24 protein-coding genes are annotated in these 24,873 nt (G+C 72.9%); 1 reads left to right on the forward strand and 23 read right to left on the reverse strand.

Features of this window, described 5'->3' with window-relative positions; translation table 11 throughout:
• Positions 1 to 35 precede the first annotated feature (35 nt).
• The 3 genes from ABZZ20_RS32885 to ABZZ20_RS32895 all read right to left on the reverse strand — a co-directional run bounded on the left by ABZZ20_RS32885 (position 36) and on the right by ABZZ20_RS32895 (position 2,923).
• Positions 36 to 1,112: a zinc-binding dehydrogenase gene (locus ABZZ20_RS32885; protein ID WP_356876004.1), complete on the reverse strand. Its 1,077-nt coding sequence runs from the start codon at positions 1,110 to 1,112 to the stop codon at positions 36 to 38.
• The gene (locus ABZZ20_RS32890) at positions 1,109 to 1,969 is read right to left on the reverse strand and encodes an NAD(P)H-binding protein (RefSeq protein ID WP_356876006.1); all 861 of its coding nucleotides are present in this window, start codon (positions 1,967 to 1,969) and stop codon (positions 1,109 to 1,111) included. The genes ABZZ20_RS32885 and ABZZ20_RS32890 overlap by 4 nt, the downstream gene beginning before the upstream one ends.
• Before the next feature lie 117 nt (positions 1,970 to 2,086).
• On the reverse strand, positions 2,087 to 2,923 hold the full coding sequence (locus ABZZ20_RS32895) for a TetR/AcrR family transcriptional regulator (protein WP_356876008.1): 837 nt from the start codon (positions 2,921 to 2,923) through the stop codon (positions 2,087 to 2,089).
• 145 nt (positions 2,924 to 3,068) lie between these two features.
• On the opposite strand from ABZZ20_RS32895, the gene ABZZ20_RS32900 reads away from it, so the two are divergent.
• Positions 3,069 to 3,668: a DUF2269 domain-containing protein gene (locus tag ABZZ20_RS32900; protein WP_356876009.1), complete on the forward strand. Its 600-nt coding sequence runs from the start codon at positions 3,069 to 3,071 to the stop codon at positions 3,666 to 3,668.
• Here the strand turns inward: ABZZ20_RS32900 and ABZZ20_RS32905 are convergent.
• From ABZZ20_RS32905 to ABZZ20_RS33000, 20 genes are all read right to left on the reverse strand, one after another.
• Positions 3,644 to 4,429 (reverse strand): indole-3-glycerol-phosphate synthase, encoded by a 786-nt coding sequence (locus ABZZ20_RS32905; RefSeq protein WP_356876010.1) that lies wholly within the window; start codon positions 4,427 to 4,429, stop codon positions 3,644 to 3,646. The genes ABZZ20_RS32900 and ABZZ20_RS32905 overlap by 25 nt on opposite strands.
• Positions 4,426 to 5,091, reverse strand: coding sequence for an N-(5'-phosphoribosyl)anthranilate isomerase (locus tag ABZZ20_RS32910; protein ID WP_356876012.1), 666 nt, complete (start codon positions 5,089 to 5,091; stop codon positions 4,426 to 4,428). Before ABZZ20_RS32910 ends, ABZZ20_RS32905 begins: the two co-directional genes overlap by 4 nt.
• A complete protein-coding gene (locus ABZZ20_RS32915) occupies positions 5,091 to 5,807 on the reverse strand; it encodes a transglutaminase-like domain-containing protein (protein WP_356876014.1) in 717 nt (238 codons plus the stop codon). Before ABZZ20_RS32915 ends, ABZZ20_RS32910 begins: the two co-directional genes overlap by 1 nt.
• 40 nt (positions 5,808 to 5,847) lie before the next feature.
• Positions 5,848 to 6,987 carry an acyl-CoA dehydrogenase family protein gene (locus tag ABZZ20_RS32920; RefSeq protein WP_356876016.1) on the reverse strand — a complete coding sequence of 380 codons (1,140 nt, stop codon included), beginning with the start codon at positions 6,985 to 6,987 and terminating at the stop codon, positions 5,848 to 5,850.
• Between the two features lie 4 nt (positions 6,988 to 6,991).
• Positions 6,992 to 7,366: an ectoine synthase gene (locus ABZZ20_RS32925; protein ID WP_356876018.1), complete on the reverse strand. Its 375-nt coding sequence runs from the start codon at positions 7,364 to 7,366 to the stop codon at positions 6,992 to 6,994.
• Positions 7,363 to 8,208: a tryptophan synthase subunit alpha gene (gene trpA, locus ABZZ20_RS32930; RefSeq protein WP_356876020.1), complete on the reverse strand. Its 846-nt coding sequence runs from the start codon at positions 8,206 to 8,208 to the stop codon at positions 7,363 to 7,365. The genes ABZZ20_RS32925 and trpA overlap by 4 nt, the downstream gene beginning before the upstream one ends.
• Positions 8,201 to 9,244 carry a hypothetical protein gene (locus ABZZ20_RS32935; protein ID WP_356876022.1) on the reverse strand — a complete coding sequence of 348 codons (1,044 nt, stop codon included), beginning with the start codon at positions 9,242 to 9,244 and terminating at the stop codon, positions 8,201 to 8,203. Before ABZZ20_RS32935 ends, trpA begins: the two co-directional genes overlap by 8 nt.
• Before the next feature lie 2 nt (positions 9,245 to 9,246).
• Positions 9,247 to 9,510 (reverse strand): acyl carrier protein, encoded by a 264-nt coding sequence (locus ABZZ20_RS32940; RefSeq protein ID WP_356876024.1) that lies wholly within the window; start codon positions 9,508 to 9,510, stop codon positions 9,247 to 9,249.
• A gap of 1 nt (position 9,511) precedes the next feature.
• Complete coding sequence (locus tag ABZZ20_RS32945; protein WP_356876026.1) at positions 9,512 to 11,014, reverse strand: AMP-binding protein; 1,503 nt, start codon at positions 11,012 to 11,014, stop codon at positions 9,512 to 9,514.
• 437 nt (positions 11,015 to 11,451) lie between these two features.
• Positions 11,452 to 12,771 (reverse strand): hypothetical protein, encoded by a 1,320-nt coding sequence (locus ABZZ20_RS32950; RefSeq protein WP_356876028.1) that lies wholly within the window; start codon positions 12,769 to 12,771, stop codon positions 11,452 to 11,454.
• The gene (locus tag ABZZ20_RS32955; protein ID WP_356876030.1) at positions 12,771 to 15,629 is read right to left on the reverse strand and encodes a DEAD/DEAH box helicase; all 2,859 of its coding nucleotides are present in this window, start codon (positions 15,627 to 15,629) and stop codon (positions 12,771 to 12,773) included. Before ABZZ20_RS32955 ends, ABZZ20_RS32950 begins: the two co-directional genes overlap by 1 nt.
• A 47-nt stretch (positions 15,630 to 15,676) precedes the next feature.
• Positions 15,677 to 16,525, reverse strand: a complete 849-nt coding sequence (locus tag ABZZ20_RS32960) for an ABC transporter permease (RefSeq protein WP_356876032.1) — start codon at positions 16,523 to 16,525, stop codon at positions 15,677 to 15,679.
• The gene (locus ABZZ20_RS32965) at positions 16,522 to 17,526 is read right to left on the reverse strand and encodes an ATP-binding cassette domain-containing protein (RefSeq protein ID WP_356876034.1); all 1,005 of its coding nucleotides are present in this window, start codon (positions 17,524 to 17,526) and stop codon (positions 16,522 to 16,524) included. The genes ABZZ20_RS32960 and ABZZ20_RS32965 overlap by 4 nt, the downstream gene beginning before the upstream one ends.
• Positions 17,527 to 17,633: 107 nt before the next feature.
• The gene (locus ABZZ20_RS32970) at positions 17,634 to 17,927 is read right to left on the reverse strand and encodes an antibiotic biosynthesis monooxygenase (protein ID WP_356876036.1); all 294 of its coding nucleotides are present in this window, start codon (positions 17,925 to 17,927) and stop codon (positions 17,634 to 17,636) included.
• A gap of 32 nt (positions 17,928 to 17,959) precedes the next feature.
• A complete protein-coding gene (locus ABZZ20_RS32975) occupies positions 17,960 to 19,621 on the reverse strand; it encodes an FAD-binding protein (protein ID WP_356876038.1) in 1,662 nt (553 codons plus the stop codon).
• A gap of 71 nt (positions 19,622 to 19,692) precedes the next feature.
• Positions 19,693 to 19,956 carry an acyl carrier protein gene (locus tag ABZZ20_RS32980; protein WP_356876040.1) on the reverse strand — a complete coding sequence of 88 codons (264 nt, stop codon included), beginning with the start codon at positions 19,954 to 19,956 and terminating at the stop codon, positions 19,693 to 19,695.
• A 42-nt stretch (positions 19,957 to 19,998) separates the two neighbouring features.
• Positions 19,999 to 21,243: a ketosynthase chain-length factor gene (locus ABZZ20_RS32985; RefSeq protein WP_356876042.1), complete on the reverse strand. Its 1,245-nt coding sequence runs from the start codon at positions 21,241 to 21,243 to the stop codon at positions 19,999 to 20,001.
• Entirely contained in the window at positions 21,240 to 22,505 is a 1,266-nt protein-coding gene (locus ABZZ20_RS32990) for a beta-ketoacyl-[acyl-carrier-protein] synthase family protein (protein ID WP_356876044.1), read from the reverse strand. Before ABZZ20_RS32990 ends, ABZZ20_RS32985 begins: the two co-directional genes overlap by 4 nt.
• A 297-nt stretch (positions 22,506 to 22,802) precedes the next feature.
• Positions 22,803 to 24,356, reverse strand: a complete 1,554-nt coding sequence (locus tag ABZZ20_RS32995; protein WP_356876046.1) for an acyl-CoA carboxylase subunit beta — start codon at positions 24,354 to 24,356, stop codon at positions 22,803 to 22,805.
• Between the two features lie 115 nt (positions 24,357 to 24,471).
• The coding region (locus ABZZ20_RS33000; RefSeq protein WP_356876048.1) for an adenosylhomocysteinase at positions 24,472 to 24,873 on the reverse strand (402 nt) is incomplete at its 5' end.

Consider the following 24,873-nt stretch of genomic DNA (forward strand, 5'->3'; position numbering starts at 1 on the left):
CCGGTATTCCTTCTCTGGGATACGCGTACGGGGTTTCAGGGGATCAGGACGTGCTTGCCGACGGTGGCGCCGTCGAGAAGGGCGCGGACCGCGGCGGCGGCGCCGTCCAGCGGGTGGCGGCCGGCGATCTGCGGGCGCAGGACGCCTTCGGCGGTCAGCCGGCACAGTTCGGCGTAGTCGGTGTTGAAGTCCTCGCCGGGCTTGACGTAGTACATGGTCATCCGGCGGCCACCGGTCAAGCCGAGGTGCCGGGCGAACCAGCGGGCCACCGTACGGCGCAGCGCGGGCACGTGCGGCCGGAACCACTGACCGGGCCGGTAGCCCGCCACCGAGGAGTCGAAGGACACGAGGGTGCCGCCCTCGGCGAGCACCTTCCAGGCCACGTCCAGCCCGGAGCCTCCGATGTGGTCGAAGACGGCGTCCACGCCCTGCGGGGCCAGCGTCCGCACGGCCGCGGCGAGGTCGGGGGTGCGGTAGTCGAGCGGCTCGGCGCCGAACCCGCGCACCGTGTCGTGCTTGGCGGCCGAAGCGGTGCCGATGACCCGCAGGCCGCGGTGGACGGCGAGCTGCGTGAGCAGGGCGCCCACGCCGCCGCTGGCGCCGTGGACGAGGACGGTCCGGCCCGGCTCCAGCTTCGTCAGACGGTGCAGCATCTGGTAGGCGGTGACGCCGTTGGTCACCAGCGAGACGGCCAGGGCCGCGTCCAGGCCGGCGGGCGCCCCGGCCAGCGTCTTTGCGGGCAGTTCGACGAAACGCTGCCAGGCTCCCTGGCGGGGCATGGCGGCGATCCGGTCGCCCACCGTCCAGCCCACGACGCCGGGACCGACCTCGACGATCGTGCCGACGAGGTCGTAGCCGGGCACGAAGGGGAACTTGGGCGGGAACGGGTGCAGGTGCTGGAGCATCTGCACTTCGGCGTAGGAGACGCCGGCGGCCTCGACCTCGACGACGACCTTGCCCTTGCCCGCGGTGGGGCGGGTACCCCCGGCGGACACGATCTGCTGCTCGGGCTCGCCGCTGCCGATCATCCGGACCAGGGTGTTGGCGCCGGCGGTGCGCTCGGTGGTCGCGGCGTGCTCGGCGGCGGTGCGCTCGGCGGATGCGGTGCTCATGCGGCCACCTCCTGGGCGAGCGGCGCGAAGTCGCCGGCGTGGTCGGCGGCCCACTGCGCGAAGGTCAGCGCGGGGCGGCCGGTGATCCGCTCGACGGTGTCCACCGGAACGGGCGGGTGGGCCACGGCCTCGGCGAGGTAGCCGAGGACCATCTCGACGACCGGCGCCGGCATGACCTGTCCCATGAACTGGCGGGCCTGGTCGGGGGTGATCTCCTCGAAGGCGACGGGGCGGCCGATGGCGTCGGCGATCTGCGCGACCTGGTCGGCCTGGGTGACGGCCTCGGGGCCGGTGAGCACGTACGCCCGGCCGGCGTGCCCGTCCTCCAGCAGGGCGGTCGCGGCGACGGCGGCGACGTCGGCCTCGTGGATCAGGACACGCGGGGCGTTCCCGTACGGGGCGCGGACGATGCCCTCGGTCCGGATGGAGTGGGCCCACTTCCAGAGCACGTTGGTGGCGAACTCGTCCGGGCGGATGAACGTCCAGTCGATGCCGGACTCCTCGACGGCCCGCTCCACGGTGCGGTGGTGCTCACCGCTGTGGTTGTCTCCGGAGGTGTCGAGCACGGAGGACGAGGAGAGCACGACGATCCTGCGGACCCCGGCCTCCTTGGCGGCGGCGACGACCTCGCGGGCCGTCTCGGGCACCGGGAAGAGGTACAGGCGCTCGACGCCGGAGAGCGCCGCGCGCAGCGTCTCGGGCCGGTCGAGGTCGCCCTCGAAGACCTCGACCCCGTCCGGCAGGCCCGCGGTGGCCGGGTTGCGGGTGAGCGCCCGTACCGGCACTCCCGCGGAGACGAGGCGGCCGACCACGTGGCGGCCGACGGAACCCGTGGCTCCTGTCACCAGTACTGTCACTCGCCTGCTCCACCCTGTTCACGCCCGGTTCCCCGGGCACCTCGGTCAGTTGTGCTGCCAGCGTGGGCGGCGGACCTGGAGGGTGCTTGGAGAGCGGGTCGAGGGGGGTGCGCGCCGTCAGCCGGTCGGAACGTCGTCCGCCCGCCGGCCCGTACGCCGCCGTCGGGGCGGGCTGCCGTGCTCGTCGACGTACTGCTCGATGCCGTCGAGGACGCGCTGCAGTCCGAACTCGAACCCGCCGTCGGCGCCCAGGCCCGCGCCGGGCTCCTCGAAGACGCCCGACAGCCACACCCGGGTGAGGTTGGGGTAGTGGGAGAAGGGGATCATCCGCTCCAGCAGCGGGCCGCTCTGCTCGTACCACTCGTCGTAGCTGAGCCCCGAGCGGCGCTCGTCGCCCTCGGCGTCCGCCGACTGCTGGGCGGCGCCGCGGACGTAGCCGTTGACCAGGTGGACCACGGTGAGTATGTCCCGTTCGGGCAGGCCGGTGGTGGCGACGGCGCCGAGCACTGCGTCCCACACCGCGGTCTCGTTCGGGCCCATCAGCATGCGGGAGGAGAACAGCGGCGGCACCCAGGGGTGGCGGCGGGCGATGTCCCGGCTCCCGTGGGCGTAGGTCTCCAGGGCCTCGCGCCAGTGTGCCGCGCCGGCCAGGGAGGGCGACTCGCCGAGCACCTCGTCCAGCATGCAGTTGACCAGTTCGGCGCGGCCCGGGACGTACGTGTAGATCGTCATGGTGGAGACGCCGAGCGGCTCCGCCACCTTGCGCATGGAGAGCGCGGCCAGTCCCTCGGCGTCCGCGAGGGCGATCGCGGCGTGCACGACGCGGTCCACCGTCAGTTGCTGGCGAGGGCCGCGGGCGGGTCGGACGGGGACTGAGGCGTCCGTGTCCCGGGTGCGCCACAACAGGGCCAACGTGCGCGCCGGGTCCATCTTTCGGCCAACTTCTTTGCCCATGACTGGTTTAGCCCCTTTCTGAAGAGGTAACTCTGTACACCGTACAGATTCACTCTGTACGGTGTACAGAGTCGCTGCCGCGGCACCCTTCCCCCGCGGCGCCGCGGCAGTGACTTTTCCATACGCAACAGAGAGCGAGTCGCCCTTGTCCCCCGCCACCGATCACGACGCCGCACCGTCCCGCACGGCGCGCGAGACCACCCCCCGCCCGAAGGGGAAGAAGTTCGAACTGAGCCGGGGCGCCCGCAAGCTGACGCTCGCCGTGCACGTGGTCACGTCGGTCGGCTGGGTCGGCCTGTCCCTCTCCATGGCGGTGCTCGCGGTGATGGGGGTGACCACGGACGACGCTGCCATCGCCAAGGGCGTCTACTACGCGATGTACGTCTTCGACGACACGAGCGTGACGGTCTTCAGCCTGGCCGCCGCGATCACGGGCGTCCTGCTGTCCTGCGGGACCAAGTGGGGCCTGCTGCTGCACTGGTGGATCATCGTCAAGTGGGTCATCACCCTGTTCATGACGTTCTTCGCGTGGTTCGTGATCCACCCGACCGTCATGCGGGCCAGCGAGCGCACGGCCACGGCCGGCGGCGCCGCACCGGACCCCGGCGGGGCCGGGGACTTCCTCGTGTGGAGCGTGCCCGCGCTGTTCGTCCTGCTCACCGTGGCCGCGGTGGTCTCGGTGTACAAGCCCTGGGGCCGTACCGCGCGCGGCAAGGCCGCTCAGCCGGCGGGCCGCCGGCGCTGAAGGGCCCGCGCCGGATCCCCGGACACCTCCCGGTCGGTGTGCGGGGCCCGGAGCAGGGCCGTGTCGTACGCGGCGCACCAGTCGGGCAGGCTGGGCGCGGCGAGCAGCGAGGTGCCCATCAGCAGGGCGCGGAAACCGGCGTGCACCAGTGCCGCCGCCCGCTCGGGCGTGTCGATGGCGCTCGCGCTGACCGGGAAGCGGGTGCCCGTACGGAGCAACTCGGGCAGCAGGGACGCGCCCCGGTCCAGATCGCCCGCGAGCCGCTCCCGGGTCGTGATGTCCTTGTTGTTGACCGCGACCACGCACTGCGCGCCGCGGTGCACGCCCGCCGCCTCGGCGGCATCGGCGACCTCGACGAACGGGGTCAGGCCGCACTCCAGGGCCTGGTCGGTGAGACGGGCCAGCGCACCGGCGGGCAGCACCTTGGCGGTCAGTAGCACCGCGCTCGCGCCCAGGGCGCGGGTGCGTTCGAGCTGACGGCGGCCGGTGATGAAGTCCTTGCGCAGCAGCGGGAGCCGGGTCAGCGCGGCGACCTCGGCCAGCAGGTCCTCCGTACCGCCGAACCAGCGGCCGGTGACGACCGAGATGCAGGGCGCGCCCGCCTCCTCGTAGCCGCGCACGATCTCGGCGACCGGGCGTCCGCGGGTCAGGTCGCGGCCGTCGGCGTCCTGCCGTTTGACCTCCATGATCAGGGGGCGATGGGCTGCCGCGAGTGCGTCGGTGAAAGCGGTGGGGGCCGCGGAGTCGGTGGGGGCGGTCATCGGGTCCTCCAGGCACGGGTGACGGCGGTGGCGCGCTGCGCGTCCAGCAGGCCCCGGGCGTCCCGGGCGGCCGAATCCACGTCGATGCCGAGGAAGCGCGGATGGGCGCGGGCGGCAGCGAACGCGTCCCGGTTGTCCGCGCGCAGGCCACCGGCCAGCAGGAAGGGCAGCCCGGTCCGGTCGGCGAGCGCGGTGACGGCGCCGTCGGCCAGCGTCCGGGCGGTACTGCCGAGGCGGCCGTCGGCGCCGACCGCGTCGTACAGGAAGCAGTCCGCGCCCGCCCGTTCGTACGCGCCGGTCAGGCCGTCCTCGACGCACGCACCGTCCTTCAGGTGGAGCACCTTGGCGATCTTCAGGCCGGGCGGGCCGCCGCGGCGCAGCGCCCGGACCACCCCGGGGCTCTGGAAGCCGTGCAGTTGCACCCACGGGATGCGGGCGGTCCGGACCGCCTCCAGCAGTACGGCGGGATCGGTGCCGAAGGTGACCAGCACCGGGGCGACGCCGTGCGCGTGGGCGGTGGTGGCGAGTGCGGTCAGCTGCTCGCAGGACAGTTCCGCGGGGCCGCCCGGCACCCGGTACCAGAGCCCGACCAGGTCGGCGCCGGCGGTGGCCGTGTGGCGGACCTCGGCGGTGCTGGTGGCCCCGCAGAACTTGACGAGCACTAGGCCGCCGCGGCCGGAGCCGCGGCCGTGGACGGGCCCTGCCGGGCGTCGCGTACGAGCGAGCCCGCGGTGAAGGCGGTGCCGTCCGGGCCGATCAGGTCGGGGTGGGCGGCCCGCAGATCGGCCAGCACGGCGTCGTACGGCAGGTCGTCGAACTCCCCGTGGAAGCGCAGGAACTCCATCTGGCGCCTGCCCTGGAGGTCGAAGGGGTGGTGCAGGCTGTCGGCGGTCCCGTCGAAGTCGAGCGGGGCCATCCCGTAGAGCCGGCACAGCGTCTTGTTGAACACCGGGGTGGCTTTGACCCAGCCGTTCTCCAACTGCACCGAGGTCAGGCAGTGCTGGTGGAAGACGTCACCGCCCAGCAGCTCCTTGAGCCGGCCGGACGCGAGGTGGTTGCGCACGTCGGTCAGCACCAGGCGCGCGGGGATGCCGAGCGACCGCAGTCCGGCCGTGTACAGCACCGACTTGTGCAGGCACATGCCGGAGCGGGAGGTGGCCACGCTGCTGGCCCGCAGGCCGGTGCGGGACAGGTCCGCCCCGTAGACCTCGTAGCGGATCCGGTCGCGGACCGCGTAGTACAGCGCGACGGCTTGCGCGGTGGGAGTGGTGGCGTCGGCCGGCACGGCGCGCGCCACGAACGCGCGGACCTCGGCCGAGTCGTGGTCGATGAAGTCGGTGGCGGCGAGCGCGGCGGGCCCGGTCGGCGGGGTACTCATGGGTGGACTCTGCTTCCGGTCGGGGTCGTGGGCGGTCGCCTCACAGGCCGAGCAGCGAGGCGATGCGGTTGCGCTGGATCTCCGAGGTGCCGGAGTAAATGGTCCCGGCGACCGCGTTGCGCAGTTCCTTCTCGATGCCGTACTCGGCCATGTAGCCGTTGCCGCCGAAGATTTGTACGGCGCTCAGCGCCGAGGCGACGTTGGCCTCGCTGGTGACCAGCTTGGCCATGGCGATGTCACAGGTGACGTTCTCCCCCGCGGCCATCTTCTCGGCGGTGCCGTAGAGCCAGTGCCGGGCCGTCTCCACGCCCACCTCCATGTCCACGATCTTGTGCGACACGGCCTGGTACGAGCCGATGGGCTGCCCGAACTGGGTGCGGTTGCGGGCGTACTCCACGCAGCGCGTCACCCGGTCGCGCATCTCCCCCGCATTGATCACGAAGGAGCACAGGATCTCCCAGCGCATCACGTGGTCCAGCACCAGGAAGCCGCCGCCGACGCGCCCGACGACCTGGGAGGCCGGCACCCGGCAGTCGTCGAAGTACAGCTCGCTCAGCGGCGAGGTGCGCAGGCCCATCTTGGCGATGGGACCGCCCACCGTCAGGCCCGGGGTGTCGCGCTCCACCAGGAATGCGGTGATGCTGAGCGGGCCGGGGCGCTCGCTGGTGCGGGCGTACACGGTGAGCAGGTCGGCGACCGGCCCGTTGCTGACGAACGCCTTGCTGCCGTTCAGGACGAAGTGGTCGCCGTCGCGCACCGCGCGGGTGCGCATGGCCAGCGCGTCGGAGCCGCTGTCGGGCTCGCTGATGGCGTGCGCGCCGATCAGCTCGCCCGAACAGATGCCCGGCAGGAAGCGCGCCTTGAGCTCCGGGGAGCCGAAGCGGTGCAGAGGCACCCCGGTGGAGACGATGTGCGTGCACACCGAGAAGTTGAGGCCGGCGTCCCGGCAGCCCTCGCCGAGTCCCTCCAGCACGTACATGGTGGTGAGCAGGGACTGGCCCAGCCCTCCCCACTGCTCGTCGAAGGGCAGGCCCAGGATGCCGGTCGCCGCGACGGCCGCCCAGTTCTCCCGGGAGAAGGCCGCCTCGGCGTCCCGCTCGACGTGCCCGGCGCTCAGCTTTTCGAGCCAGGGCGCCAGGCCGTCGCGCAGGGCCTGCTGGTCCGCAGTCCAGTCGGTCATCGGCTCAGTAGTGGGAGTATTCGGCGGAGTCCAGGTCGTGGACCTCGTCGCCGCGCAGGGCGGGCGTGAACATGCACACCAGGCGCAGGTCCTCGTGCGGGGAGGCGACCAGCCAGTGGGCGTCGTGGCGGTCGAGCGCGTAGAGGGTGCCCGGGGTGATCGGGTGGGAGTTTCCCGCCGTGTCGATGACCTCGCCGCTGCCCTCGATGCAGTAGCAGCTCTCCATGTGGTTGCGGTACTCCAGGCGGGACTTCGTGCCCGCGCGGACGATGGTGTCGGTGACGGTGTAGCCCACCCCGTCCTGCTGGGTGAGGAAGCGGCGGCTGAGGCCGTTGCCCCAGTCGACGGTGGTGACCTCGTCGAGCTTGCGAACGATCATGAGTGGGACTCCTTTGCTGGATCGGGCCGACGGACGGTCTCGCCGGCCGTACGAAGTTCCCGTACGAAGGAAGCGAACTCCTCGACGGGATCGCGGTCCTGGGTCAGTGCCGCTTCGATGCGGGCCACGCCGGCGCTGCCGACGACGGCCGCGTCGGCGCCCAGGCCCGCCAGGAGCGCGATGTCCTCGGCCGTCCTGACCCCGAAGCCGACGGCAACGGGGACGGCACAGGCAGCGCGCAAGGCGGTGAGCGCCCGGGCGAGCCGGGCGTGGTCGGGTGCGGCGGAGGTGCCGCTGCGCCCGTAGTGGGCGACCAGGTAGAGGTAGGCGGAGGCGTCCCGGGCCGCAGCAGCCAGGGCCTCGGCGTCGGAGACCGCGTAGCAGGTGGTGACCAGCGGCAGTGCGGCCCGGTGGGCGGCCTCGTAGTGGGCGGCGCGCAGCCGCGGCGGTACGCCGTGCAGCAGCAGCCCGTCGCAGCCGGCGTCGCGGACGGCGCAGGCGAAGTCCGCGGGTGCGGTGCCCCGCACCGTGTGGCTCCAGTCGGCGAGCAGCGCGATCTTCAGGTGGCGCAGGCCCGGGCGGATCCGGGCCACGGCGGCCAGGGTGTCCGCCAGGCCGGTCCCGGCGGCCAGCGCGCGGTCGGCGGAGCGGCGTACGACGGGGCCGTCGGTGACCGAGTCGGGGAACGGCACGGCCAGTTCCAGGCAGTCGACCTCGTTCTCGTCCAGCATCGCGGCGAGCTCGGGCAGCAGGTCCAGCGGCGGGTCCCCCGCGTTGAGGAAGACCGCCAGGCCGGGGCGGCCGGGCCCGCGCCCGGCGAAGAACGGGGACTGCTCAGGCATGGACGGCCGCCCGGGTCCGCAGTCGCTCCAGCAGCGCCAGCGCGCCCCCGTCGTGGATCACCGTCCGGGCGCAGCGCAGTGCCTCGTGCCAGTCGCCGGTGGTGCGGCCGGCGACGGCGAGTGCGGCGGCGTTGAGGCAGACGGTGTCCTCCGCCTCCCGGCCCGCTTCGCCGCCGAGCACGGCGCGGAAGTACGCCGCCGGATCGGCGCCGCGCGGGCGCAGCCCCTCCAGGGTGCCGGGGCGCAGCCCGAGCAGGGTCGGGTCGAGGGTGAACTCGTCCTCCCCGTCGGCCTCGTGGGCGTGCACCCGGTTCGTGGTGCAGCCCAGCAGTTCGTCGGCGCCCAGCTCGTTGCCGACCAGCCACACCCGGCGGCCGGTGCCGCGGGCGGTGTGCGCGGCCGCGGTCCGCAGGGCGGACGCCAGGCGGGCGTCGGAGACGCCGGTGACCTGGGCGGAGACCGGCATGTCGGCGAGGAAGGGGCCGAGTGCGTTGATGCTGCGGCCGAGAGTGCGGATGTCCAGCGGCAGGACGGCGCGGGCCAGCAGGGCCAGTTCCGCCGGGTAGACGAAGAACCCGGCGAAGGCGATGTTGCAGCTCTCCAGCATCGCGTGGGTCTCCTCGTACGACCCGGTCAGCGGAACGCCGAGGCGGTCCAGCAGGTCGATCGAGCCCATGGACGAGGTGTACGCGCGCGAGCCGGTCTTGACGACCGGGGTGCCCATCGCGGCGGCGACCAGGGCAGCCGCGGTGGAGATGTTGAACGTGCGCGGGCCGCCGCCCGTGCCGACGATGTTGACCGCGCCGTCGAAGGCCCCCGGGCCGCTTCCCGCGTGCCCCGGGCGGCGTTCCGCCAGCGAGTCGAGCAGGGCGGTCAGCGTGGTGCGGCCGGGCAGCGCGGTGGAGAGCGAGGCGAGCAGGGCGACGGCTTCGCCCCGGCGCAGCCCGCGCTCGTGCAGCCCGTCCCAGAACGACCTCCACATCGGCAGGTCCACCGGCCGGTCCTGCCCGATGACGGCGGCGACGGCGTCGTGCATGGCTACGCGGCCTCCGCCTGCTGTCGGGACGCGTCCGCGATGAACGCGTCGATGGCCGCGACCGAGCGGAAGGACTCCGGGTCGAGGTCGAACTCGTCGGTGTTGATGTGGTGGACGTCCTCCAGCCATGCGATCACCTTGAGCAGGCCGAGGCTGTCGACGACGCCGTTCTCCAGCAGGTCGAGGTCCGCGTCCAGCTCGCCGGCGGGTACATCCGGCAGGAACTCACGGACCATGAATTCCTTGATGGCCTGGATGCGTTGCATGTCAGTTCTCCTTGGTGAAGTGGGCTCGGACGACCTGGTCGCGGTCGACCTTTCCGGTGGAGGTCCGTGGCAGCGGGCCGTCGGTGATCCGCAGGACCGAGGGGATCGCGGCCCGGGGCAGGCCCCGGGCCAGGTGTCCGCGCAGGGTGAGGCTGTTGAGGTCGGAGCCGGGTGCGCGCCGGGCCACCGCGTGCAGCAACCGGCCGGCCACCGGATCGGGCAGCGCCAGGACGGCCGCTTCCAGGACGCCGGGGTGTTCGAGCAGGACGTGCTCGGTCTCCTGCGGGTTGATCCGCACACCGCGGACCTTGACCTGGAAGTCGGTGCGGCCGTCCAGCCTCAGCGTGCCGTCGGCGGACCGGGTCAGCAGGTCGCCGCTGCGGAACCAGCGACGCCGGTCGGCCCCGGCCGGGTGGTCCACGAAAGCGGCCGACCCTGCGGCGGCGCCCAGGTACCCCTCGGTCTGGAAGGGCGTGGTGACGTAGAGCTCGCCGGTGCCCGGGCCCTCGACCACCGTGCCGTCCGCGCCGACGAGCAGGGCGCCGACCCCGGGCAGCGGGGAGCCGAGCGGCAGCGGCAGGGCGGGGTCCTCGGCGCCGGTCAGCTCGTACAGGAAGCTGTCGTTGGTCTCCGTGCAGCCGTAGAGGTTGTACAGCCGGGCGCCGGGCAGCAGGGTCGGCAGCCCGGCGCGCAGCGGGGCGGGCAGCGCGTCACCGGTGAACAGGGCGTGCCGTACGCCGGGGACGGTGGCGCCGCTCTCGCGGGCGGCATCGGTCAGCAGCCGGTAGAACAGCGGCACCGCCTGGACGACTTCGGGCCGGTGGCGCAGCAGCAGGTCCAGCAGGTGGCCGCCGTGGGTCGCCCGGTCGGTTTCGACGAGCACGACCTTGGCGCCGTGCGCCAGCGTGGTCCACACGTCGAGCAGGCAGAGGTCGAAGTTGAGCGGCGCGTAGTTGAAGACGGCGGTGCCGGGGACGATCCCGAAGGCGTCCGCGGCCCAGCGGGCGAACCGGTCTACGGCCTCGGCCCGCAGCGGCACGATCTTGGGGGTGCCGGTGGAGCCGGAGGTGGTCAACAGCAGTGCGGGCTCGGCCGCACCCTCGGACGGTGCGGCGTCGGCGAAGCGGGCCCGCCCGCTCTCCCAGGTCCCGGTGTCCAGCGGCGTGAGGACGTGCTCGACGCCCGCCTGCCGGTACAGCCGCTCCAGTACGTCCGCGCCGAGCAGCGGCGAGGGCAGCAGCACCGGCCGGCGCTCCAGCAGCGCGGCCAGCACCAGGGCGATGGTCGCCGGCGACTTCACGGCGGGCACCCCCAACGGGGTGCCCGCGGGAATCCGGGCCAGCCGGGTCCGCTCGGCGGCGGCCCGGTGCAGCAGCGCGCCGTAGCTGATCTCCTCGTCGCGCCACACCAAGGCGGTCGCCCGCGGGCTCCGCCGGGCCTGGGCGAGGATGCCGTCGGTGAGGGAGCGGGGTGTGCGGTCGGCCGCGGTGCCTGCGCTCTTCACTGGCCTGGACTCCTTCCGGTCCTCACGCTCGAACCTTTCGTCCCGATCGTGGTTTCGGCGACTGGAGGATCATCGGAGTCCCGCTGGCGGCCTGTGCGCGGACCGTTTTCCTGGTGCGGTGACCGGAAGGGTTCACCGGCGGGCGACGCCCGGCACGGCGCCTCGCCGCGTTGTCGCACCACGTACGTACGTCCCGTACGAGTCGTGGCCCTCCGCCTTGCGATGCACCGCACCCGACGCCGCGGGCCCACCGGCGAACCTTCCGGTCACAGCGCTGAGCGGTCTTGGGGAAGTGAGGTGCGTTTCCGCGTCGTTCGGTGCGTGCTCTCGGTATGCCGGCTGAAGGCCCTTGTACTGGACGTACTCGGGTCTTCGGCCGGTGCGGCGAGAGTGCGTGCCGGGCGGGGTGGGGGCGTGCCTCACTTCCCCGAGCCCGCTTAGCGGCCGTCGTCCTCCAGCAGGGCGGCGAGGACGAGGGCCTGGTCGGCGTCGGGCGGGCCGGCCGGCCACCAGACGCCTTCGCGCTCGCGGTACGGGTACCAGCGCCCGTCGCGCCCACGGCGCAGCTGGAGGCCGCGACCGCCCAGCGTCCAGCGGTTGCCCGATACCTCCAGCTCGGGCAGCTCGTCGGCCTCCCAGGCGGTCGCCAGGGCCGTACGGGCCCGTGCCGTCTCCTGGGCCGGCGGATCCCACGGCTCTTCCAGCGTCCGCAGGCCCGCCGCGCCTCCGTAGCGCCAGGCCTGTGCGGCCCGGTCGAGCTCGGCCGGACGGTCCGAGGCCGCGCGCAGCCGCTCGGGCACCCGCGGATCGGGGTGGGTGGCGGCGATGCGTACGGTGTCCTGCCAGGCGTCGAGCGGCCGGGGCGGTTCGTCGGTGAGGCCGTGCGTGTAGGCGAGGAGCGCGCGGGCGCGTACCGCGGCATCGGCCACCAGGCGTTCCAGCGGGTCCGCGGTGATCCCGGTGACTTGTTCCGGCTCCTCGACCGGGGCGGCGGCAGCGGGCAGTGGGGGGAGCGGCGGCAGTGGGACGGCCGGCCGGGCGTAGGCCTCGGCGGCCGGGGTGCCGGGCTGGTGCCGGCCGGTGGCGTCCTTCGCGTCGTGCGCCCCGGCCCCGTCGGCGTCCTCCGCGTCCTGCGTATCGTCGGCGTCCTCCGCGTCGTCCATCGACAACATGGCCCGCAGCATGAGGACCGACTTGAGCTCCTCCGCAGCCTCCTCGGCGTCGCGCCCCCGGACGAACAGCAGGAGCGCCTCCTCCTCGTCCAGCAGCCAGGAGAACTGGTAGGCGAGCGCCAGCGCGTGCGCGCACGGGTGGTCGGGTTCGTCGCAGTCGCAGTCCGGTTCCAGGTCCCCGTAGCCGGGCAGCAGGCCCAGTCGGGCGTCCTCGGCCGCCTCCAGCAGGTCGGGCGGGAGCTCACCGGCCAGCACCGCTTCGGTCTCGGCTGGCCGGTCCGCGGTCTTCTCCCACAGGGCGTCCCAGTCCTCGTCCTCGAACACCCGCAGGGTCAGCTCCGTGGTGAACGGGCTGTCCTCGGCGCCGTGGACGCGCGCGGCGATCCGGCCCGGACTGACCGTGATCGGGCCGATCCGGCCCGAACGGGCCAGGGCGCGGCCCCGCTTGAGCGGGTCCTCCTCCGGCCAGGTGTCCTCCACGGCCTGCGCGAACTGTCCGCCCCACCAGGACTTGCCGCGGGCCCGGCCGCCCTTGCGCGCGGCGAAGGCGGCAAAGCCCCGCGCGCCGTCGTGTGCTTCGCCCATCACGTGCTCCTCAGCTCGACCAGGTTCGCCAGCTCATCGTTGCCGAGCGTGCTCAGCGCCTGCTCGCCCCTGCCCAGCACGGCGTCGGCGAGCTCCTGTTTGGACGCCAGCATCGCGGCGATCCGATCCTCGATGGTGCCCTCGGCGATGAGGCGGTGGACCTGCACCGGGCGGGTCTGGCCGATCCGGTAGGCGCGGTCGGTGGCCTGCGCCTCGACGGCCGGGTTCCACCAGCGGTCGAAGTGCACCACGTGGTCGGCGCGGGTCAGGTTGAGTCCGGTGCCCGCCGCCTTGAGGGAGAGCAGGAAGACCGGGACCTCGCCGTCCTGGAAGCGGCGGACCATCTCCTCGCGACGGGGCACGGGGGTGCCGCCGTGCAGCAGCTGGGCCGGGACGCCCCGCTCGTCCAGGTGCGCCTGGAGCAAGCGGGCCATGGCGACGTACTGGGTGAAGACGAGGACGGCCCCGTCCTCGGCCGTGATGGTGTCGAGGAGTTCGTCGAGCAGCTCCAGCTTGCCGGAGCGGCCGGTGAGCCGGACCGCGCCCCCCTCCGGGGAGGACGCGGCCTTGTCCGCCCCCTCCTTGAGGAACTGGGCCGGGTGGTTGCAGATCTGCTTGAGCCCGGTGAGCAGCTTCAGGACCAGCCCGGAGCGGGCGATACCGTCGGTGGCGCGGATCTCGGCCATGACCTCCCGTACGAGCTTCTCGTACAGGGCGCTCTGCTCGGCGGTCAGGGCGACGGGGCGGTCCGTCTCCGTCTTGGGCGGCAGTTCGGGGGCGACCCCCGGATCGGACTTCTTGCGCCGCAGCAGGAAGGGGCGTACGAGCGCGGCCAGTCGGGCGGCGGTGCCTGCGTCCTCGACGGTGCCCGTGCGTTCGGCCTCGATCGGGGCCATCCAGCGGCGGCGGAAGTTCCCGTAGGCGCCCAACAGTCCGGGGGTGGTCCAGTCGAGGACGGCCCACAGCTCGGAGAGGCTGTTCTCGACGGGGGTGCCGGTCAGTGCGATCCTGGCACCGGCCGGGATCAGGCGCAGGGCGCGGGCGGTCGCGGACGCCGGGTTCTTGACGTGCTGGGCCTCGTCGGCGACGGCCATGCCCCAGGGGTGGGCGGCGAGCCGGTCGGCGTCCAGGCGCATCGTGCCGTACGTGGTGAGGACGAACCCGTGCTCGGCGCCCTCCAGGGTGCGGCCGGGGCCGTGGAAGCGCCGCACGGGGGTGCCGGGGGCGAACCGGCCCACCTCGCGCTCCCAGTTGCCCAGCAGCGAGGCCGGACAGACCACCAGGGTGGGGCCCTGGGTGCGCGGGTCCTGTTGGCGCAGCAGGTGCAGGGCGATGAGCTGGATGGTCTTGCCCAGGCCCATGTCGTCGGCGAGGCAGCCGCCGAGGCCGAGGGAGGTCATCCGGTCCAGCCAGCGCAGACCGCGCAGCTGGTAGTCGCGCAGGGTGGCGGCCAGGGCGGCGGGCGCGGCGATCTGCTCGTCGCCGCCGTCGGGTTCGGCGAGGCGGGCGCGCAGGGCCACCAGCCAGGGGCCGGGGACGACGGGGACCCGTTCGCCGGCGATCTCGGTGAAGCCGCTCAGGGCGACCGAGAGCGCCTCGATGGCGGTGAGCGGTTTCAGCTCGCGGGTACGGGCCTTGCGCGCGAGCTCGGCCGGCACGAACACCCAGCGGTCGCGCAGCCGGACCACCGGACGGCCCTCGCCGGCGATCGCTGCCGTCTCCTCCTCGGTGAGCGGTTCGCCGTCGAGACGCAGCTGCCAGCGCAGGTCGACGGTTCCGTCGCCCATGAACGCGCGCAGATCGGCCGGAGGGACCCGGTCGGCGCCGACCAGCGCGTGGGCGCTCAGGCCCCGGGCCGCGTCCTCGGGCCAGTGGACGTCGATGCCGTGGGCGCGCAGCCGGCCCCCGGCGTCGGAGAGCAGCGCCCTGGTCTCGCGGTCGTCGAGGGCGATCTCGCGGGGTACCGGGAGCAGCCGCTGGAGGGGCTCCCACACGCCGGCGGCGCGGCGCACGGCGAGGACCGTATCGGCCTGGGCGCGCGGCCCCAGCGCGTGCGGGGCCCCGTCGAAGAGTTCCGCGGCGGCCAGGCTCAGGGTGGGGTCGGCGAGGCTCGCCACCCGCGGTTCGACCCTGACCAGCGGCTCCGCTGCCCCGTCGCCGACGACCACGGCGAGGGAGACCCGGACCCCGGAGTCGACGCCGAGGGAGATCTCCTCGGCCCAGGAACGGAGTTGGGGCACGTACTGGGGGGCGGTGGCGGCGAACGCGGCGCGACCGGTGGCGGCCTCGGCGGCTGCCGTACGCGGCAGTACGTCGGCGACGGCGTCCAGGAAGGCGCGCAGCACCGTGTCGGCCTCGGGCAGCAGCTCCGTGCCGGGCACGGGCAGCGCGAGCGCCTCGGGCGGTGCGGCGGCGGCCAGCTCCCGCAGCCGTCGTACGTCCTCGGAGTCGTAGGGGCCGGTCCGCCAGGCGTCGTAGCCGCCGGCGGAGACGCCGGGCAGCAGGCGTTCGCGGGCGGCCAGGTGCAGGGCGAGGGCGAGGGCCCCGCCCCAGAAGGCGGCGGCCGGGTGCACGGGGCCGGACCCGTCGGCGCCGCCGCGCTGTTCCTCGTGTGCGCGGCGGGCGTGGGCCAGTACGGGCAGCGCGTCCGCCAGTTCGAGGCGGAGCACCGGCAGGGTGCGCGGACCGTGGGCGGTGAGCAGGCCGGCCTCCGCGGCCCGGCCGCCCGGCACGTCGGGCGGGGGTGATCCGTCCGGGTTCCACAGGAGGATCCGGCCGGTCCTGGCCGGGTCCCCGGGCTCGAAGACGGTCGCACACCGCGCCAGGAGGCCGGCCTGCTCACGCGCAATCCACACCATGCGTTCGCTTCCTCGGTTGTTCTGGTCCGCTCCGCCGCTCTTGGCGATCAGGTTGTCAGATTCCTGAACCGGCGTACGGAGAGCGGGAAGAAAACGGCGCACAGCACCACGGGCCACACCACTGCCATCAGCAGCGCGTGCTGGGCGATCCAGGAGTCCCCGCCCCAGCCGGGGTTGCCGAACAGTTCGCGCGTGGCGAGCACGGTCGAGGACAGGGGGTTCCACTCGGCGATCGTGCCGAGCCAGCCCGGCATCGTGGAGGGCGCGACGAAGGCGCTGGTGAGGAAGCCGATGGGGAACTCCAGGGTCTGCACCATGGTGATGCCCTCGGGTCCGCTCATCAGCAGGCCCAGGTAGACGCCGGCCCAGACGAGCGCGAAGCGCAGCAGCAGGAGCAGGCCGACGGCCAGGGCGGTGTCGCCGAGGCTGCCGTGGGCCTGCCAGCCCATCAGGACGCCGACGCCCATCAGGACGGCCAGCGCGAGCACCGAGCTGATCATGTCGGTGACGGCGCGTCCGACGACCACCGCGGAGGGGGACATCGGCAGGGTCCGGAAGCGCGAGGTGATGCCGCGGTTCTTGTCGGCGGCGACGGCGGTGACCGTCTCGCCCATGCCGAAGACCATCGTCATCACGAACATGCCGGGGACGAGGAACTCCTTGTAATCGCCTCCGCCGGGGACCTGCATCGCGCCACCGAAGAAGTAGCCGAACATCAGGACCATCAGCACGGGGAAGGCGAGCGCGCCGACCAGGGTGCCCGGTTCGCGCACCCAGTGCGTCATCCCGCGCAGGGTGATGGTCCAGCCGTCGGCCGCGGCCCAGCGCAGCCGGGCGAGCGGGCCGCGCGGGATGGCGGGCATCTGGGGGAGCGGGAGCGGGGTGGTCGTGCTCATGCGGCGACTGCCTTTCGGCTGGATGCGTCGTCTGCGGCCGTGTCCGCGGCCGGGGTGGCCGTGTGGCCGGTGAGGTGCAGGAACACCTCGTCCAGGGTGGGGCGGCGCAGGGCGATGTCCTCCGCCTCCAGGCCCGCGTGGTCCAGGGCGCGCACCGTCTCGCCCAGGGCGCTGGTGCGTTCGGCGACGCGGATGCTGACCCGACGGGTGTCGGGGTCGGTGTCCGGGGTGCCCTGGGCGATCCTTGCGAGCGCGGTCGCGGCGGCGGGCAGGTCCTCGGCGCGGCGCACGACCACGTCGATGCGGTCCCCGCCGACCTGGCTCTTGAGCTGGTCGGGCGTGCCCTTGGCGATGACCTTGCCGCTGTCGATGACGGAGATGCCGTGGGCGAGCTGGTCGGCCTCCTCCAGGTACTGCGTGGTCAGGAGGACCGAGGTGCCGCCGCCGACCAGGTCGCGGACCGCTTCCCACACCTCGTTGCGACTGCGCGGGTCCAGGCCGGTGGTGGGCTCGTCGAGGAAGAGGACCGGCGGGGCGAGGACCATGCTGGCCGCGAGGTCGAGGCGGCGGCGCATGCCGCCGGAGAAGTTCTTGACCGGCTTGCTGCCGGTGTCGTGGAGCCGGAAGCGCTCCAGGAGCTCGTCGGCGCGGCGGCGCGCGCCGCGCGGCGAGAGGTGGTGCAGGCGCCCGAACATCACCAGGTTCTGGCGACCGCTGAGCACCTCGTCGACGGCTGCGTACTGGCCGACCATGCCGATGGAGGAGCGGACCTCGGCCGACTGGGAGACCACGTCGAAGCCCGCCACCCGGGCGTGGCCCTCGTCGGGCTTGACGAGGGTGGAGAGGATGCCGACGGACGTGGTCTTGCCGGCGCCGTTGGGCCCGAGGAGGCCGTGTACGGTGCCCTGCTCGACGGTGAGGTCGAACCCGTCGAGCACGTACCGCTTGCCGTACCGTTTGCGCAGCCCTTCAGCGATGACTGCCGGCCTGGTTGAGTCCACGTCAGCTTCCTTCTGTGGTGCGTGCGGGAGTCGGACGGTCCGGTCCGCCCGGGGCGATCCTGACAGCCGCTCCCGCAGCCCCCCTCGAACTCTGGTGGAGCCCGCACTCAGCGCGCGACGCGCTCCAGCATCGGGGTGTACAGGTTCGGGTCGCTGCTGCTGAGCGCGCGCAGGGCGGTGCGGTGCGCCACGAACTCGGGCTGGGCCAGGGCCCGGCGGAAGGTGTCCTCGTCGTCCCAGTCGGCGACGTTGACGTACAGCTCCGGGTCGTTGATGTGGTGCAGGAGCCGGTGGCGGATGAAGCCGGGCTGGGCGGCGAAGAACGCGGAGGTCCGCTCGAAGGCCTCCTCGAACTCCTCGGCCGGGCCCGTGACCTCGAATCGGTTGATGAAAGTGATCACGCTGGTTTCCTTGTCTGTACGAGGGGGTCGCCTCAGGCGGGGCTGACGCCCAGCTCGTGGCCGAAGAGTCCGCGCGGGTCCCAGGCCGCCTTGACCCGCTGCAGGCGCGGATAGTTGTCCTTGTAGTAGAGGCGGTGCCAGGGCACGCCCGAGGTGTTCCAGGCCGGGTCGGCCATGTCGACGTCGGGATAGTTGATGTAGCAGCCGTCGGCGCCGCGGCCCGGGACCGGGACCCCGCCGGTGGAGGCGAAGACGTCCCGGTAGGCGTGCCGCAGCCAGCCGATGTTCTCGGCGTCGCCGGCCGCGTCCTGCCAGGTGTTCATGAAGATCACGTTGAGGACGGCGTCGCGGTGCGCGGTGGCCGTGGCCGCCGGGTGCAGGGCGTTGACCTGTCCGCCGTATGACTGGAGCGACACGGACGCCGACTCGTAGCTGTGGTCGGTGTTGTTGAGGTGGGCGTACAGCGCGTCGATCTGGGCCTCGGTCCAGGCCCGCCGCAGATAGGCCGACTTGATCTTCTGGCGGCCCTTGTCGGTGTCCTGGGACTGGCCGAGCGCCACGGTCGCGTTGAGCCAGGTGTCACGGGTGGTGCCGAGGTCGTACGGGGTGACCGGAACGCCCTCGGTGAGCGCGGCCGTGTAGTCGGCGAGCAGCTTCTCGGCGTCGGGGCGGGTGCCGTCCATGTGGGCGAAGCTGATGGCGCTCTGCCCCGGGTCGTTCTCCTTGAGCTTGCCGAACAGCACGAGGCCGCCGTAGAGCCCCGCGTACGGGGAGTCGGCGCAGCTGTTGCGTTCGTGCCACAGACCGTGGTTGCGCACCAGGCGACGGAACGCGGCCTTGTCCATGCCCTCGCGCGGGAAGAGGACGGCGCTGGTCAAGATGGTGGCGGGCGGGCGCGGCAGCAGCGCGGCCGGGTCGGTGCCGGTGGCTCCGGGAGTGCGGAACCAGTAGCGGGTGACGACGCCGAAGTTGCCGCCGCCCCCTCCGGTGTGCGCCCACCACAGCTCGCGGTGCGGGTCGCCCGCCTCCCGGGTGGCGACGACCGCGCGGGCGCGGCCGGACCGGTCGGCGACGACGACCTCGACGGCGTACAGGTGGTCGGCGGCGATGCCGAACCGGCGCGACAGGGCGCCGTATCCGCCGCCGGTGATGTGGCCGCCCAGACCCACGGTGGCGCTGGCGCCGCCGGGCAGGGTGACGCCCCAGCCGTAGTAGAGCGTCTTGTAGACGTCCATCAGGCGCGCGCCGGCCTCGATCATGAAGGCGCGCTTGGCCTCGTCGTAGCGGACCGCGTTCATCTGGCCGAGGTCGAGGACCAGGCGGACCGCGGCGTCCCCGACGAAGTTCTCGTAGCAGTGGCCGCCGCTGCGCACGGCGATGCGCCGTCCCGCGCGGGCGGCCTCGCCGACGGCCTGGACGACCTGTTCGGTGGTGGTGGCCAGGCGGAACGCGGCGGGCCGGGCGGTGAAGCGCTTGTTGCTGCCGCGGGTGGCGAGGTCCTCGTAGCGCGGGTCGTCGGCGGTGATGTCCACGGCGGGCTCGGTGGCCGCAGCCGCACCGGTGCCCGCACCGGTGCCCGTGGCGCGCCGCGCGGGGGCGGCCAGGGCGGGCGTCATGCCCGCCGCGGCGAGCCCGGCGGCGGCGCCGGCCGTGAACGTACCGGCGACAAAGCGCCGACGGCTTGGAGCGGTCATGATGCTTCCTTTTCGGTGCGGACCCGGTGACGGGGCGTGCGCGGGGTGGGGCGGGTGCGCGGGCTGGGAGGTCAGACGGAAACGCGGGTGGAGAGCACCCGGTTGACCAGCTCGATGTACTGGCGGGGGGTCTCGGCCTCGTCGATGGCCTCCTCGTCGAGCGTGATCTCGTACTCGCGCTCGATGCGCCCGGTGGTCTGCAGCAGCGCCAGCGAGTCGTAACCGAGGTCGAGGAAGAGCATGTCGAGGACGTCGCCGTCCAGGTCCACGCCCTCTTCCTCGCCGGCGCACTCGCGCAGCAGGCGGGTCAGGTCGGTCAGCTCCAGGTGCCGCATGGGGATCTCCTCTTGGCTGTTCGGGTTCGGGTCTTGGCAGCGTCAGGCGGCGCGGACCACGGCGGCGGCGTTGAAGCCGCCCCGGCCGCGGGCCAGCACCAGGGCGGTGCGCAGTGCGGTACCGGTCCGCGGGGCGCCCGTGACCAGGTCGATAGGGCAGTCGTCGGCGGGCCGCGCGGTACCGGTGGTCGGCGGGATCACCTGGTCCCGCAGGGTGAAGAGGGCTGCAGCGAGGTCGAGGGAGGCGCCTCCGGACAGGAGGCGGCCGGTCATCGACTTGGGGGCGGTGACCGGGACCCCGTACGGACCGAACAGGGCGGTGATCGCTTCGGCCTCGACGCGGTCCGCGGCGCGTTCGCCGGCGGCGTCGGCGAAGACGACGTCGACGTCCCCGGGGGCCAAGCCGGCGTCCGCCAGCGCGAGGCGGGCCGCGTCGACGAGCCGGGGCGTGTCCGGGCCGTCGAAGGTGGCCGCGTAGCCGGCGAAGGAACCGTAGACGCGGGCACCGCGGGCGCGGGCCGCCTCGGCGTCCTCCAGGACGAGCAGGGCGCCTCCCTCACCGATGACGTGGCCCGAGGCGTCGGCGTCGAACGGCAGGTAGGCGCGGGCCGGGTCGGGGACCCGACTCATCCGGCCCTCGGCCAGGTGCGCGCTCCAGCCCCAGGGGCAGATCCCGGCGTCGACGGCGCCGGTCACCATCAGGGCGGCGCCCTTGCGCAGCTGGCGCCGGGCCTGGGCGACGGCGTCCAGGCCTCCCGCGCCCTCGGTGACGATGACACCGCTCGGTCCGCGCAGGCCGTGCCGGATGGAGATCTGGCCGGAGTTGACGGCGTAGAACCAGGCGAAGGACTGGTACGCGCTGACGTACTGGCCGCCCTTGCTCCACAGCGCCTCCAGCTCGCGCTGTCCGAACTCGAAACCGCCGGCGGAGGATGCGGTGACCACCCCCGCGGCGAACTCGGGCAGCTGCGCCGGATCGGCGTCCGCGTCGTCGAGGGCTTCCTTGGCGGCGGCGAGCGAGAGCCGGGTCACGCGGTCGGTCTGCGGCAGGAGCCGGCTGGGAACGTGGTCCTCGTCGACGAAACCGGGAACCTCGCCGGCCAACCGTACGGGGTAGCCGCTCGCGTCGAACCGGGTCAGCGGTCGGATGCCGCTCTCACCGCGCAGGACGGCGTCCCACCAGGCCCGGGCGCCCAGCCCGTTGGGGGCGGTGACGCCCACACCGGTGAAGACGGCGGTGGCGGTCTTCACCGGGGCGCCGGACTGGTCGAGTGTGGCGGCGGTCATGCTGCATCCTTCAGACTCGGGCGGTTGAGGACCATGGCGCTCTGGAACCCGCCGAAGCCGCTGCCGACGGTGACGACGGCGTCGGTGCGCTGCTCGCGGGCGGTGAGCGGGGTGTAGTCCAGGTCGCAGTCCGGGTCCGCCTCGTGCAGGTTGGCGGTGGGCGGCACGGTGTCGTGCGCGATGGCCAGGGCACTGGCGGCCACCTCCAGGGAGCCGATGGCGCCGAGCGAGTGCCCGATCATCGACTTGATGGAGCTGACGGGCACCTCGTAGGCGCGCTGTCCCAGACTGCGTTTGAAGGCCGCGGTCTCGTGCTTGTCGTTCTGCTTGGTGCCCGAGCCGTGGGCGTTGATGTAGTCGATGGCGGACGCGTCCAGGCGGGCCTCGGCGAGGGCGGCGGTGATGGCGTGGGCCATCTCCGCACCGTCGGAGCGCAGCCCCGTCATGTGGTACGCGTTGCTGCGGCTGGCGAATCCGGAGATCTCCGCATAGATCCGGGCGCCGCGGCGGCGGGCCCGCTCCAACTCCTCGACGACCAGCACGGCCGAGCCCTCACCGAGGACGAACCCGTTGCGGGTGCGGTCGAAGGGGCGCGAGGCGGTGGCCGGGTCGTCGTTGCGGGTCGAGGTGGCGCGGATCGCGTCGAAGCAGGCCACGGTGATCGGCGAGATGGGTGCCTCGGTGGCACCGGTGACCATGACGTCGGCGCTGCCCTCGCGGATCAACTCGACGGCGTGACCGATGGAGTCGAGACCGGAGGTGCAGCCGGTGGAGACGAGCGAGACCGGTCCCTGCACACCGCTGTCACGGGCCACTTCGGCGGCCAGCGAGCTGGGGGTGAAGTAGTCGTAGAGGTGGGACACGGCCCGGTCGTGGTCCACGTTCCAGAGCCGGCCCAGATCGCTGACGACCGCGTACTGGTTGTCGAGTCCGGTGGTGCAGCCGACGGCGCTGCCGAGGCTGACACCGGTGCGCACCGGGTCGAGCCCGTCGGCGACGCCGCTGTCGGCGATCGCCTCGCGCGCACTGGTCAGCGCGAACAGGGCGGCGCGGTCCAGGCGGACGGCCTCCTCGGGCGTGAACCCGTGGGCCGCGGGGTCGAAGTCCGCCTCGGCCGCGATCCGGGAACGGAAGGAGGTGGCGTCGAACAGGGTGATGGCCCGGGTGGCCGTGCGGCCGGCCGTGAGCAGCTCCCAGTACTCCTTGGTGCCCACTCCTCCCGGGGCGACGACCCCGATTCCGGTGATGACTACCCGTCTCATCGACTGTCCTTCACTGTTTTTCCTCCAGGCCTGGGGCCGGCGGGCTCGCACCGCAGAAGCGGCTTCAGTGCTGCGAGCCTCGCCGTTCGGTCTGGAGCACGGCTAGAAGATCCGTGCAAGGCAACAATCGGTCCGCCTTCGCCGCGCACGGCGTGGCCGAGAGTCGGCGGTACGCAACGGCGGGGCCGCGCCGCCCGGCGCGGTGCGCAGGGCACGCACGAGGACGTGCGAGGACGCACGAGGACATGCGAGGAGCCGGGACGGGGGGTCCCCGTCCCGGCTCTCCTCGTACGGTTCCTACAGCGGCAGGTTCCCGTGCTTGCGGCTCGGCTGCGACGCGCTCTTGGCACGGAGCATCCCGAGGGTGGCGATCAGCCGGGAGCGGGTTTCGGCCGGGTCGATGACGTCGTCCACGAGGCCGCGCTCGGCCGCGTAGTACGGATGCATCAGCTCCGACTGGTACTCCTTGATCCGCTGCGCCCGGGTGGCCTCCGGGTCGGCGGACGCGGCGATCTCCCGGCGGAAGATCACGTTCGCAGCGCCCTCCGCGCCCATCACCGCGATCTCGTTGGACGGCCAGGCCAGCGCGACGTCCGCGCCGATCGAGCTGGAGTCCATCACGATGTAGGCGCCGCCGTACGCCTTGCGCAGCACCAGACTGATCCGCGGCACCGTCGCGTTGCAGTACGCGTACAGCAGCTTCGCACCGTGCCGGATGATCCCCTGGTGCTCCTGGTCCACGCCCGGCAGGAATCCCGGTACGTCGATCAGGGTGATCAGTGGGATGGAGAACGCGTCGCAGAACTGCACGAACCGCGCCGCCTTCTCCGAGGCCTCGATGTCCAGGACGCCCGCCAGGTGCGCCGGCTGGTTCGCCACCACACCCACCAGTTGACCGCCCAGGCGTGCCAGGGCGCAGACCATGTTCTGTGCCCACTGCCCGTGGACCTCGAAGAAGTCGCCGTGGTCGACGATCTCCTCGATCACCTCGCGGATGTCGTAGCCCTGGGTCGGGCGCGCCGGAACCAGGTCCAGCAGCACGTCGTTGCGACGGTCCGCCGGATCCTCCAGGTCACCGGCCGGAGCCAGCTCACGGTTGTTGGACGGCAGCAGCGACAGCAGGTGCCGGACGTCCTCCAGACAGCTGCGCTCGTCGTCGTAGACGAACGAGGCCACGCCGGAGACCGCGCCGTGGCTGTCCGCGCCACCGAGGTGTTCCATGGTCACCGCTTCGCCGGTGACGGCCTGCACCACGTCCGGACCCGTGATGAACATCTGCGAGGTGCCCCGCACCATGAACACGAAGTCCGTCAGCGCCGGCGAGTACGCGGCGCCACCGGCACACGGGCCCAGGATCACCGAGATCTGCGGGATCACACCCGAGTTGCGCACGTTCCGTTTGAAGATGCCGCCGTACCCGGCGAGGGCCGTCACGCCCTCCTGGATGCGGGCGCCGGCGCCGTCGCACAGGCCCACGACCGGTGCGCCGGCGGCCTCCGCCAGGTCCATCAACTTGTGGATCTTCGTTGCGTGGGCCTCGCCCAGCGCTCCGCCGAAGATGCGGAAGTCGTGCGCGTAGACGAACACCGTGCGGCCCTGGACCTGTCCCCAGCCCGTCACCACACCATCGGTGTAAGGCTTCTTGTCCTCCAGGCCGAAGCCCGTCGCGCGGTGCCTGCGCAGTCCTTCGACCTCGCAGAAGGAGCCCTCGTCGAAGAGCACCTCGATCCGCTCGCGCGCCGTCAGTTTTCCCTTGGCGTGCTGCGCGGCGGTAGCCCGGTCGCCGGGTCCGGCCACGGCCAGGGCCCGTATCGCCGCGAGTTCCGTCGCGCGCTCTCGCAGACTCTCCAACTGACTCTCCTCGAGGTTGCTGCGTGGCCTGATTCCGACGTCTCAGCATCCGGCCGGGCTCTCAAGCCCGGCTCGAATGCCGGTGGCCGCGGAGGTTGCGGCGGGCGGTAGCGGATCAGTAGCGGTAGTGGTCCGGCTTGTACGGGCCCTCGACCTTGACGCCGATGTAGGCGGCCTGCTCCGGGCGGAGCGTGGTGAGCTTGACGCCCAGGGCGTCGAGGTGGAGGCGGGCGACCTTCTCGTCCAGGTGCTTGGGCAGCACGTAGACGTCGGTCGGGTACTCCTGCGGCTTGGTGAACAGCTCGATCTGCGCCAGAGTCTGGTCCGCGAACGAGTTCGACATCACGAACGACGGGTGACCGGTCGCGTTGCCCAGGTTCAGCAGACGACCCTCCGACAGAACGATCAGCACCTTCCCGTCAGGGAACGTCCACGTGTGGACCTGCGGCTTGACCTCGTCCTTGACGATGCCCTCGATCTTCGCCAGACCGGCCATGTCGATCTCGTTGTCGAAGTG

The organism is Streptomyces sp. NPDC006430 (genome assembly GCF_040612395.1).
Taxonomy (GTDB): Bacteria; Actinomycetota; Actinomycetes; order Streptomycetales; family Streptomycetaceae; genus Streptomyces.